This window comes from Asanoa sp. NPDC049475, from assembly GCF_040676915.1.
GTDB lineage: Bacteria > Actinomycetota > Actinomycetes > Mycobacteriales > Micromonosporaceae > Asanoa.
In genome coordinates this window covers 457664-468636 of record NZ_JBFAPY010000002.1, presented here as the reverse complement: position 1 = coordinate 468636, position 10973 = coordinate 457664, and the positions used below count along the sequence as shown (strand labels likewise).

The following is a 10973-nucleotide window of genomic DNA, read 5'->3' as shown; positions in this document are numbered from 1 at the left end:
ATCAGCCCTTCACGCCGGACAGCGAGATGCCGGCGACGAAATAGCGCTGCGCGAACAGGTAGACCACGACGACGGGCAGCAGCGAGACGACCGAGGCGGCCATCATCAGTGGCCAGTTCGGCTGCTCGTACGCCGAGGAGGTGACGTTGAAGTAGGCCAGACCGAGCTCGACGGTCCGCATGTTCTCGTCGCGACCGATGAGCAGCGGCCACAGCAGGTCGTTCCAGGTGCCCATGAAGGCGAACACCGCGACGGTGGCCAGGGCCGGCTTCACCAGCGGCAGGAAGATGCGGAAGAACACCGTGAACTCGCCGGCGCCGTCGATGCGGGCGGCGTCCTGGTAGTCGCGCGGGATCGTCAGGAACGCCTGGCGCAGCAGGAAGATGGCGAACGCGCTGGAGATGCCCGGCACGATCAGCCCCTGGTACGTGTTGACCCAGCCCAGCTTGAAGACGATCAGGAACAGCGGGATCATCGTGACCTGGAACGGGATCATCATCGTGGCCAGGAACAGCACGAAGATGGACTTCGAGCCGGCGAAGCTGAGCCGGGCGAACCCGTACGCGGCCGTGGCGCAGAACGCCACCTGCCCGACCACCGTCAACGTGGTGACCACGACGCTGTTGAGCACGTAGGTGCCGAAGGGCGCGAGCGTGAACAGGTTGACGTAGTTGCCGAAGTCGAACGTGTCCGGGATCAGGTCCGGCGGGTACGAGAACGTCGTGCCGGACGGCTTCAGCGACGTCGTGACCATCCACAGGAACGGCACCAGCATGAAGGCACCGACGCCCGCCAGAATCACGTAGGTCGGCAGGGCGCGCAGCGCACCGAGCAGGGTCTTGCGTCGGGACATCTGGGTTCTCCGTCGTCAGATCAGGTTCGACTCGCCGCGCCGGCGGATGAACCACAGCTGCAGCAGGGTCACTACGAAGATCACCGCGAACAGCACCCAGGCCTGCGCGGAGGCGTAGCCCATCGAGAACTCCTCGAAGGCCCGCTGGTAGATGTGGTAGACCGCGACGTCGGTGGCGCCGAGCGGACCGCCTTCGGTGATCACGTACATCGGGGTGAAGACCTGGAACCCGCCGATCACGCCAGTGATGACCAGGAAGATGGTGGTGGGGGCCAGCAGGGGCAGCGTCACGTTCCAGAACTGCCGCCACTTGCCGGCGCCGTCGATCGAGGCGGCCTCCAGCAGTTCGCGCGGCACGGCCTGCAGGCCGGCGAGCCAGATCACCATGCTGAAACCGGCCGTCTTCCACGTGTTGATCAGGACGATCGCGAACATGGCGGCGTGCGGGTCGTCGAGCCAGTTCTGCTGCGGCAGGTGCAGCAGCCGGAACAGGTAGTTCACCAGGCCGGCGTCCGGCGACAGCAGCGTGATCCAGATGACCGAGACGGCCACCCACGAGGTGATCACCGGCATGAAGAAGACCGCGCGGAACACGTTGACGCCGCGCAGCTTCTGGTTGACCACGACCGCGAGGGCGAGGCTGACCGCCATCCCGATCGGCACGGACAGCACCGTGTAGTACGCCGTGTTGTACATCGCGTGCCAGAACGGGTCGTCGCTGAACAGCGAGACGTAGTTGTCGAGCCCGACGAAGGGCGCGTCGAGGAAGCTCGGCGACGTCCACTCGTGGAAGGAGAGATAGAGGCTGAACAGGATCGGCACCAGGGCGAACAGGACCAGGTGGGCGGTGGCCGGCAGGATGAACAGGTAGCCGACCCGTTCGTTGCGCCGGCGCCGGCGGCGCCGGGCCGGACGCTGCCCCGAGGGGACGTCCAGCCCGGCAGCGGCCTCGACGGCGCTGGTCACTTGGCTAGCTCACGGTTGATCGCGGTGATCGTCTCGCCGATCGTGCCGGCGACGGGTGCACCGCGGAGGATCTTCTCCATCATCCCGTCCAGCGCCTTCTCGATCGTCGGGTAGACGCCGATCTTCGAGCCGTAGGGCGGTCGGCCGGCCGTCGTCGCGTCGACGAAGACCTTGTCGAGCGCGGCGAACTTGGCGTCGGCGCTCGTCAGCGAGCCGCTGGCAGCCTGGGAGTTGGCCGAGATCGCGATGCCGGTGATCGCCTTGGTGTCCTGGTAGCCGCGGTTCGTGGCCGCCTCGATGAACTGCGCGGCCGCCTTGTACTTCGCCTTCGGCAGGTCGTGCCGGAGCACGAAGCTCGACTCGTAGAGGGCGGTGGCCTCGGTCGCCCGCTTGGGCTGCGGCACCACGCCGACCTTGTCGGCCGAGTAGCCCTTGGCGCCGGTCAGGCCGACCAGTGCCCAGTGGCCGCTGTCGTACATCGCGAACTTGCCGTCGAGGAACAGCGCGTTGGCGTCCGACGCGTTGGTCATCTTCTCCAGTGTGGACGGTGACGGCGCCACCTTGTGCTTGAGGACCAGGTCGGCGTACCACTGGATGGCCTCGACCGCCGCCGGTGCGTCCAGGAAGCCGGTAGCCGTCTTCTGGTCCGGCGAGACGACGTCGCCACCGTTCTGCCAGATCCGGTAGACCCACTGGTACGCGTACTGGCTGAGGCGGTAGCCCCACTGCACGACGTTGGCCTCGTCGAAGGCCGGGTCGAGCCGGTTGCGGCCGTTCTTGTCGAGCGTGAGCCTCTGCGCGGCGGCGAGCTGGTCGTCCCAGGTCCAGCCGCGCTGCGGCGGCGTGATGCCGGCCTTGGTGAACAGCGTCGGGTTGTAGTAGACGACCATCGGGGTGAAGTCGTTCGGCAGCCCGTAGATGCCGCCGTCCTCGCCCTTGTGGATCTCGAGCACCTGCGGGAAGAACCGGTCGGTGGTCAGCGCCGGCAGCGCCTCGGTGACCTTGCGCATGTCGAGAAGCAGGTTGCGCTTGATCAGCGGAGCCAGGCTGGAGGCGTCCTGGGACCACAGGTCAGGGGCGCTGCCGGAGGCCAGGTCGACGATGATCTGCGTGTCGAAGTTCGGCGGCGCCTGGATCGGGTCAATCTTGATCTTGGGGTTCGCGGTCTGAAAATCGGCGAGGAACTTCTGGTACGCCTTGTCGAGCTCGGAGCCCTTCTCCTCTGGCGGTACCTGGAAGCCCACCACCTTCAGCGTGACCTCGCCGTCGGCCGTGGCCTCGTCGTCGCCGGAGCCACAGGCGGCCAGCAACGGACCGGCGGCGGCCACGGCACCGGCGCCGAGTCCCCAGCGCAACAGCGCTCGGCGGTTCACCGAGCTACGCACGTCGTTGTCGTTCATCTCGCTCCTGCCGGGGGGATTTGGGGGGCGCGACGAGGGCCGACTCCTCGCCTGTCGCCAGAAGCGTTCCGTCGGAAACTTGGCAGGGAACGTAACCACCGCAGGGAAACTGCGTCAATGGTTGAGCTGTGGGAAACCAGTTTCTCAATTTGAACCGCTGCGACCCTCTAGCATTCCCTGCTCGGCGCCTCTACGTTCGATAGCCAACCGGCGCCGAGCGTGCGCAAGGGGTTTCCCGCACTGGCCTGAAGGGGTGGTAGTGGCGCCAACGATCCGTGACATCGCCCGCGCCGCCGGCGTCTCGGTGGCCACCGCGTCCAAGGGGCTCAACGGCAAGGGCCGGATGCGCCCGGAGACCCGGCAACGCATCCTCGACACCGCGCGGGAGCTCGACTTCCGGCCCAACCGCAACGCGAGCTCGTTGACCACCGGGCGCACGTACACGGTCGGGCTGCTGACCCGCGACGGCTACGGCCGGTTCACGCCGCCGCTGCTCGGCGGCGTGGAGGACTCGCTGTCGGTCGACACCGCGAGCCTGCTCCTCTGCGACGCCCGTCGCGACGCCGTACGCGAGCGGCACTACCTCGACGTCCTGGCGGACCGCCGGGTCGACGGGCTGATCGTCACCGGCCGGGCGACCGACCCGGCCCCACCGCTGCCGCGCACCCTGCCGTTCCCGGTCCTGTACGCGTACACGACGTCCAGCAACCCCGACGACAGCAGCATCACGGTCGACGACGAGCACGGCGGCTGGCTGGCGGCGCGGCAGCTGCTGCGCCAGGGCTGCCGGCGGATCGCGCACATCACCGGCCCCGTCTCGGTGCTGGCCGTGCGGGAGCGCATCGCCGGAGCGCGGCGGGCGCTGGCCGAGGCCGGCCTGGAGCTGCCCGACAACCTGGTCACGTACGGACCGTTCGCCGAGCACACCGGCTTCCAGGCCGCGCAGAAGCTGATGGCCAACGAGCAGGTCGACGGCATCTTCTGCGGCAGCGACCAGATCGGCCGCGGCGTCGCGGACGCGCTCGGCGGCATGGGCGTGCGGATCCCGGACGACGTGGCCCTCGTGGGCTTCGACAACTGGACGCTGATCGCCAAGGCCACCCGGCCGGGGCTGTCCTCGGTCGACATGAACCTCTACCGGCTGGGCCGGCTGGCCGCCGAGAGCCTGCTGCGCGCCATCGACGGCAACCCGGAGCCGGGCATCCGCCGGCTGCCGTGCTCGCTGGCGATCCGCGCCTCCTGTCCCGCCCCGATCACCGACACCACCGAGTGGCTGGACGACAGCCCTCTGGTCCCCGACGCCTAGACCCTCTCCGCCTGTCACACCTCACGCCGGCCCGCACGGGCTCGGCGGCACCTCACCGCGCTTGGAGCTCCGCATGTCTGAAAACCGCCATGGACCCGTCGTCGACACCTCGGCCAGCCGGCACGCGCGGCTCCGGCCGGTCGCGCCGCAGGACGTGCGGGTCACGGACGACTTCTGGGCGCCCCGGCTGCGTCGCAACCGCGAGGTGACCATCCCGGCGCAGCACGAGCAGTGCGAGACGACCGGCGCGCTGCGCAACTTCGCCCGCGCCGCCGGCAGCGTCGGCGGCGACTTCAGCGGCCGCTACTACTCGGACTCCGACGTCTACAAGTGGATCGAGGCCGCGTCCTGGAGCCTCGCCACCGACCCGTCGCCGGAGGTGGCGGACCGGCTCGACGCGGTCATCAAGCTGGTGGCCGGCGCGCAGGACACCGACGGCTACCTCAACACCTACTTCTCGGTCGACCGGGTCGGCGAGCGCTGGACCGACCTCGTGGTGCGGCACGAGATGTACTGCATCGGGCACCTCGTGGCAGCGGCCGTGGCGCACGTGCGGGCCACCGGCCAGACCGCGCTGCTCGACGTGGCGCTGCGGGCGTGCACGCACATCGCGGAGCGGTTCGCGCCCGGCGAGGTGCCCGGCACGTGCGGCCACCCCGGGCTGGAGATGGCCCTGGTCGAGCTCTTCCGGACCACCGGCGACGAGCGCTGGCTGACGCTGGCCACCTGGCAACTCGACTCGCGCGGGGCCGGCGTGCTGGACGGCAGCGAGTACCTGATCGACCACGAGCCGGTGCGGACCCAGTCGCGGGTGACCGGGCACGCCGTCCGGGCGCTCTACCTCTACGCCGGGATGGCCGACGTCGTGCTGGAGACCGGTGACGCGGAGCTTCGCGGTGCGCTGGAGCGGCTCTGGGCCGATCTGTCCGGCGGGAAGACCGCGGTCACCGGCGGGGTGGGCGCGCGCTGGGACGGTGAGGCATTCGGCGACGCGTACGAGCTTCCGGACCGCGCCTACAACGAGACGTGCGCGGCGATCGCCCACATCTTCCTGGCCTGGCGCCTGCTGCTGCTCACCGGCGAGCCGCAGTACCGCGACGTGGTCGAGACCGCGCTGCACAACGGGGTGCTGCCCGGCCTGTCGCAGTCGGGGACGGAGTTCTTCTACCAGAACCCGCTCGCCGACGCCGGCCGGCACCGCCGGGAGCCGTGGTTCAGCTGCGCCTGCTGCCCGCCCAACATCGCGCGGCTGCTCGCCTCGCTGCCGGGCTACCTCTACACGACCAGCGACGAGGGGCTGTGGGTGCAGCTCTACATCGCCAACCAGGCCGACCTGCGGCTGGCCGACGGGACGCCGGTGCGGGTGGAGCTGAGCACCGGGCTGCCCTGGCGGGGCGCGGTGGGCGTGACCGTGTCGCCGGCCGCGCCCACCGAGTTCACGCTCTTCCTCCCCGTGCCCGGGTGGGCCGGGGACGACGTGACGGTCCGGGTCAACGGCGACGACGTCACGGTGCCGGCCGGGTCGCGACAGGTCGCGCTGCGGCGCACCTGGGCAGCCGGCGACACCGTGGAGCTGACGTTCGGCACCGAGGTCCGCGCGCTCGTCGCCCACCCGCGCGTGGCGGCCACCCACCACCGGGTCGCGCTGGCCCGGGGGCCGCTCGTCTACTGCGTCGAGCAGGCCGACCACGACACCGCGGTCGCGGCCATCCGGCTGCACGGCAACGAGGAATGGGCCGCCGAGCACCGGCCGGACCTGTTCGGCGGGGTCACCACGCTGACCACGGTCGGCGCGGCCGCGGCGGTCGAGGACGGACCGTTGTACCGGCCCTACTCCGGGAACCCGGAACCCACCTCGCCCGCACCGGTGACGGCCGTCCCCTACTACGCGTGGGCCAACCGGGAGCCCGGTGAGATGCGGGTGTTCATTCCCCTGGCGGCGCGGTGAGCCGGCCGGTCTGGTACACGTTCGGCAACCACTTCCACTGGGTCGACATGCAATGGCTGTGGGGGTACGGCGTGCTCGGCGCGTCCGTCCGGGACATGCTCGCCTTCACCGCCGCCACCGGCGCCCGGGGCAACCTGAACGTCGACGGCGTGGGCTTCGAGCGGATGGCGGCCGAGGAGCCGGAAGCGCTGGCGGTGCTGCGCGGCGCGGTCGCCGACGGGACCGTGGAGATCGTCGGCGCCAGCTACGGGCAGCCGTACCCGCTGTTCCACCACGGCGAGTCGGCGGTGCGGCAGCTGACCTACGGGATCCGCGCGGTCCAGCGGCTGCTCGGCGTGCGGCCGGTCAGCTTCTGGGAGGAGGAGTTCTCCTTCTATCCCCAACTGCCGCAGCTGCTCGCCGACACCGGATACCGCTACGCGTCGCTGTTCTTCCAGTGGACCTGGCACACCCCGCACGTGCCCGTCGAGGACGCCCCCGCCATCCGGTGGGAGGGTCTGGACGGCACGCGGATCCTCAGCACCCCGCGCGGCCCGTTGAATCTGCACCAGTGGCCGGAGGACTTCGCCGCGCTCCGGGCCAACCCCCTGCTCGCCGAGTCGCCGGCGCCGGTCATCCAGCAGTGGCTGGAGCTGCTGCCGTCGACCGACTGGATGTGCCGGTCCGAGCTGCTGCTCGACGGGATGAAGGAGCTGCTCGCCACGCCCGGCTTCGACGTGCGGTTCGGCACGCTGTCGGAGGTGCTCGACGCGGTCGGCACGGACGCGCCGGTGCGGGCGTACACGATGGACGACGTCTTCCACGGGATGAGCCTGGGCAAGAACGGCGACCGTGGCCACCGGCGCAGCCGGGAGACCGAGCAGGTGCTGCTGTCCGGCGAGTCGTTGAGCGTGCTCGCCGGGCGGCTCGGGCGGCCGTACCCGCACTGGGACGTCTATCCCGTCTGGGAGCTCGAGGAGGGCTGGCGGGAGCTGCTCGCGTTCCAGCACCACGACAACGACGAGTGCGAGGGGCTGTGCGGCCACGTGGGCTACGCCGGTCTGGAGCGCGGGCACGCGCTGGGCCGCGCGGTGCTGGACCGGACCGTGGCCCACCTCGCCGCGCGGGTCGGTCGCACCGTGGTGGTCAACCCGCTCGGCTGGGAGCGGTCGGCGGTGGTCTCCGGCCGTCGCGTCACGGTGCCCGCGCTCGGGTGGACGGTGCTCGCCGGGACGGCCGCACCGGCCGTCACGGTCGAGGAGTCCGACGACGCCGTGACCCTGCGCCGGGGCGACTTCGCGGTGACCGTCGACCGGCGACGCGGTGTGGTCGCCCGGATCGACACGCTCGACTGTGGACCCTCTGGGGTCGGCGGGCTGCGCCGCGCCGAGGTCTCCTACACACCGGTCTCGGTCGACCTCGAAGGCGACCGGGTTTTGGTGCGGCTCGGATCGCCGGCCGGTGACGAGATCCAGCTGACCGTGGCGCTCGCGCCGGAGCTCGACGCGGTCGACCTGTCCTTCGACTCCGACGCGATCGCACCGCCGGACGGCCGGCACCACGCCAGCCTGATGACGCTGGTGGAGCCGGACCTGGACGTCCGGACCGTGCTGCACGACACGCCGTATGCGGTCACCCCGGTCACCGGTCGCGGCCGCTACCAGCGCAAGTACCCGACCGGCGACTGGATGACCTCGCACCAGGAGTTCGAGGAGATCGTCGACCCGTTCACCGGGCTGCAGCTCGTCGACCTGCTCGACGCGGACGGCGCTGGGCTGCTCTGGTTGCACGACGGCAGCCAGGGGTTCCTGCGGGCCGAAACCGGTTTCTGGAACGTGCTGTCCATGCGCGATCCCTGGGACGAGGAACAGTTCTCGGCTGAGCTGCACGCCCGGGTCCGGCTGGTGCCGCACCAGGGCCTGGACTCCGCCACCCGTTGGCGACTGGCGCAGGAGTTCACCCGGCCGGTCCTGGTCGCCGGCGCGGACCGGACCGACGGGGACCAACCCCCGGTCTATTCGCTGCTGCGGCTGGACGGCCTGCCCGGCGCCGTGGTCACGGCCGTCTACCGGGAGACGGGGTACGCCGGGACCGGCCTGCCCGGGCATGCAACGGCGAGGCTGGACCGGCCGGTCCTGGTCCGGCTCGTCGAGTTCGCCGGTGTTGCGGGTGAGGCCGAGCTCGTGGTCTCCGGCACCGTCGCGGGTGCCTGGCGGGCGAGCACGCTCGGCGAGTTGCGCGAGGTGTTGCCGGTCGCCGGATCGCGGGTCACGGTCACGCTGCGGCCGTTCGAGATCACCACCGTCGTGCTGGACCTGGTCGAGGCCGGCAAGCAGTCCCGGGACCTGGACGCCCACCGCGAGGTGTGGGCGACCGTCCACCGCACCGAGGAGCCGTCGTGAGCCACTTTCCCCGCGTCGCCCGCGGCGTGCACTCGTACCCCCGGGACGACTCGGATCCGGCACCGCTCGGGCTCGGGGTGATCGGCCTGCACGAGGGCCGCACCGCGCTGCTGGCCGCGTACCGGACCCGCGGCGTGCGTCCGGTGGCCGGCTGCGACCTCGATCCCGCCACCCGGGCGGAGGTGGCCGCGGAGGTGCCGGAGGTGGCTATGACCGCCTCGTACGCGGACCTGCTGGCCCGGGACGACGTGCGGATCGTCGGTGTCTACACGCCGGACCACCTGCACGCCGAGCACATCGTCGCGGCCTTCGAGGCGGGCAAGGACGTGGTGTGCACCAAGCCGATCGTCAACGACTTCGACGCGGCCCGGTCGGTGCTCGCGGCGGCCCGGCGCACGGGCCGGCGGCTGCTGGTCGGGCAGTCGACCCGGTTCTTCGAGTCGTTCCGCCGGCAGCGGGCGGCGTTCGAGCGGGGCGAGGTGGGCGAGGTCGAGGTGGTGGAAGCCCACTACACGCACCGGATGGACTGGTACTACGACCGGGCGCCGTGGATCCTCGACGGCACCGACTGGGTCTATCTCGGGCTGAGCCACCCGCTGGACCTGCTGCGCTGGTACCTCGGTCCGATCGCGACGGTGTCGGCGGTCGGCTCCCGGTCGGCGCTGGCACGGGCGCACGGCTGTGCGTCGTACGACATCTATTCGGTCAACGCGACGACCGCCGACGGGCGGATCGGCCGGGTGTTCGGCCACTACGGCATGCACGAACTTCCGCGCGCACGGAACTCGATCGAATGCCTGCTGTACGGGTCGGCCGGCACGTCCATGGCGCAGTACCACGACATGCGGTACCTGCACACCGCGCCGGACGGCACCGAGGTGGTGGAGGACATGCTCTACGAGTACCGGCACTACCACTTCAACAACGAGGTGCACGGCATGCACTACGGGGAGTTCGCCAACTACCTCCAGTACTTCGCCGACGCGCTGGTCTCGGGTGCCGACCACTCCCCGGACCTGGTCGAGGGCATCGAGACGTTCTGCCTGATGGAGGCGGTCCGCCGGTCCGCACTGGCCGGCGGGGCCCCGGTCGACGTGGTCTCGCTGGTGGAGCGGGTCAGTAGCTGACGAAGCCGTACAACGCCTTGTGGTTGGACTTGGTGCCCGCGACCGTGTGGCCCACCGGCGACGACTGCACCGTGCCCCGGACGAACAGGTAGTCGATCTTGCTTGAGCCGCTGGTGGCCGCCGTGCCGTACCCGGTCATGCCGTAGCTCGACAGCGTGCTGGCCGGGATGCCCGTGCGGTTCGCGTCGATGCCGACGATCCGGATCGTCGAGGCGTTGAGCAGGCTGGTCGCGTCGGCGCCGAGGTGGATGCCCGTGGAGCCCAGGCCCTTGTCGCCGTCGCCCGCGCAGGCGTTCTGCCGGTTCTCCTCGGGCAGGTGCATCGTGGCGGCGAACACGCTCGTGCCGGAGTCGCGCAGCGTGAACCGGGCCGCGATGGCGCTGGTCCGCTTCCACTTGTACTCGTACGTGCTGCCGTCGTCGTTGTTCGGCGGCTTGTAGAGCGTGCAGCCGGCCCCGTCGGAGTAGGCGGTGCCGGGCTTGAGCCAGCCCGCGCTCCAGTACTTGGAGACGTCACCCGCCGCCAGGCTGAGCCGCTGCGAGTTGTAGATGATCCCGTTGGTCTGCTTCTTCTTGAGGTCGCCGAGGTCCTGCTGGCTGCACTTGTGCGTGCCGCCCCACGGCTCGGGGTCGTCCCACGCCACGATCGCCTTGTAGGTGCCGGCCGGCAGGCCGAACTTCGCCGAGAGCTGGTCAGCGTACGCGGTCGCCTGCCCGGTGCCACGGACGTGCTGGACGATCAGGATGTCCGGCGCCTGCACGCCGGCGGTACCGGTCTGGCCCGCGTCGTCGACGAGCATCGAGGTCAGGTGGTCAGGGCCGGAGACCCGCGTACACGTGCCGTCGGCGTTGTTGCGGACCAGGTTCTCGATGTTGTTGTTGTAGACCCGCAACGTGCGGACAGCGGCCACGGCGGGGGTGCTAACCACCAGAGTGGACAGGAGCATGGCGACCGCCAGCCCCGCACCGTGAACAGTCCTGAAACGCATGGCG

8 protein-coding genes are annotated in these 10973 nt (G+C 70.5%); 4 read left to right on the top strand and 4 right to left on the bottom strand.

Annotated elements, in window-relative coordinates; genetic code table 11:
- Position 1: 1 nt before the first annotated feature.
- From AB0J88_RS08365 to AB0J88_RS08355, 3 genes are read right to left on the bottom strand one after another with little or no spacing between them, the layout of a single operon-like run.
- Entirely contained in the window at positions 2-853 is an 852-nt protein-coding gene (locus tag AB0J88_RS08365) for a carbohydrate ABC transporter permease (protein WP_364347060.1), read from the bottom strand.
- A 15-nt stretch (positions 854-868) separates the two neighbouring features.
- The gene (locus AB0J88_RS08360; RefSeq protein WP_364347062.1) at positions 869-1819 is read right to left on the bottom strand and encodes a sugar ABC transporter permease; all 951 of its coding nucleotides are present in this window, start codon (positions 1817-1819) and stop codon (positions 869-871) included.
- Positions 1816-3219 (bottom strand): sugar ABC transporter substrate-binding protein, encoded by a 1404-nt coding sequence (locus AB0J88_RS08355; protein WP_364347064.1) that lies wholly within the window; start codon positions 3217-3219, stop codon positions 1816-1818. Before AB0J88_RS08355 ends, AB0J88_RS08360 begins: the two co-directional genes overlap by 4 nt.
- A gap of 259 nt (positions 3220-3478) precedes the next feature.
- Here AB0J88_RS08355 and AB0J88_RS08350 point away from each other — a divergent pair, with 259 nt between their 5' ends.
- The 4 genes from AB0J88_RS08350 (at position 3479) to AB0J88_RS08335 (ending at position 9981) form a co-directional block, all read left to right on the top strand.
- A complete protein-coding gene (locus AB0J88_RS08350; protein ID WP_364347066.1) occupies positions 3479-4525 on the top strand; it encodes a LacI family DNA-binding transcriptional regulator in 1047 nt (348 codons plus the stop codon).
- A 73-nt stretch (positions 4526-4598) separates the two neighbouring features.
- Positions 4599-6473, top strand: coding sequence for a beta-L-arabinofuranosidase domain-containing protein (locus AB0J88_RS08345; RefSeq protein ID WP_364347068.1), 1875 nt, complete (start codon positions 4599-4601; stop codon positions 6471-6473).
- A complete protein-coding gene (locus tag AB0J88_RS08340) occupies positions 6470-8854 on the top strand; it encodes a hypothetical protein (protein ID WP_364347070.1) in 2385 nt (794 codons plus the stop codon). The genes AB0J88_RS08345 and AB0J88_RS08340 overlap by 4 nt, the downstream gene beginning before the upstream one ends.
- The gene (locus tag AB0J88_RS08335) at positions 8851-9981 is read left to right on the top strand and encodes a Gfo/Idh/MocA family oxidoreductase (protein WP_364347072.1); all 1131 of its coding nucleotides are present in this window, start codon (positions 8851-8853) and stop codon (positions 9979-9981) included. The genes AB0J88_RS08340 and AB0J88_RS08335 overlap by 4 nt, the downstream gene beginning before the upstream one ends.
- On the opposite strand, the gene AB0J88_RS08330 is transcribed toward AB0J88_RS08335, so the two are convergent.
- Positions 9971-10969, bottom strand: a complete 999-nt coding sequence (locus tag AB0J88_RS08330) for a hypothetical protein (protein WP_364347074.1) — start codon at positions 10967-10969, stop codon at positions 9971-9973. The two genes, AB0J88_RS08335 and AB0J88_RS08330, sit on opposite strands and share 11 nt — an antisense overlap.
- Between the last annotated feature and the right edge of the window lie 4 nt (positions 10970-10973).

What these genes read in the sequence shown, in the direction of transcription:
- AB0J88_RS08365 (WP_364347060.1), bottom strand. Translation starts at nt 853, where the DNA reads ATGTCCCGACGCAAGACCCTGCTCGGTGCGCTGCGCGCCCTGCCGACC.
- AB0J88_RS08355 (WP_364347064.1), bottom strand. Translation starts at nt 3,219, where the DNA reads ATGAACGACAACGACGTGCGTAGCTCGGTGAACCGCCGAGCGCTGTTG.
- AB0J88_RS08345 (WP_364347068.1), top strand. Translation starts at nt 4,599, where the DNA reads ATGTCTGAAAACCGCCATGGACCCGTCGTCGACACCTCGGCCAGCCGG.
- AB0J88_RS08330 (WP_364347074.1), bottom strand. Translation starts at nt 10,969, where the DNA reads ATGCGTTTCAGGACTGTTCACGGTGCGGGGCTGGCGGTCGCCATGCTC.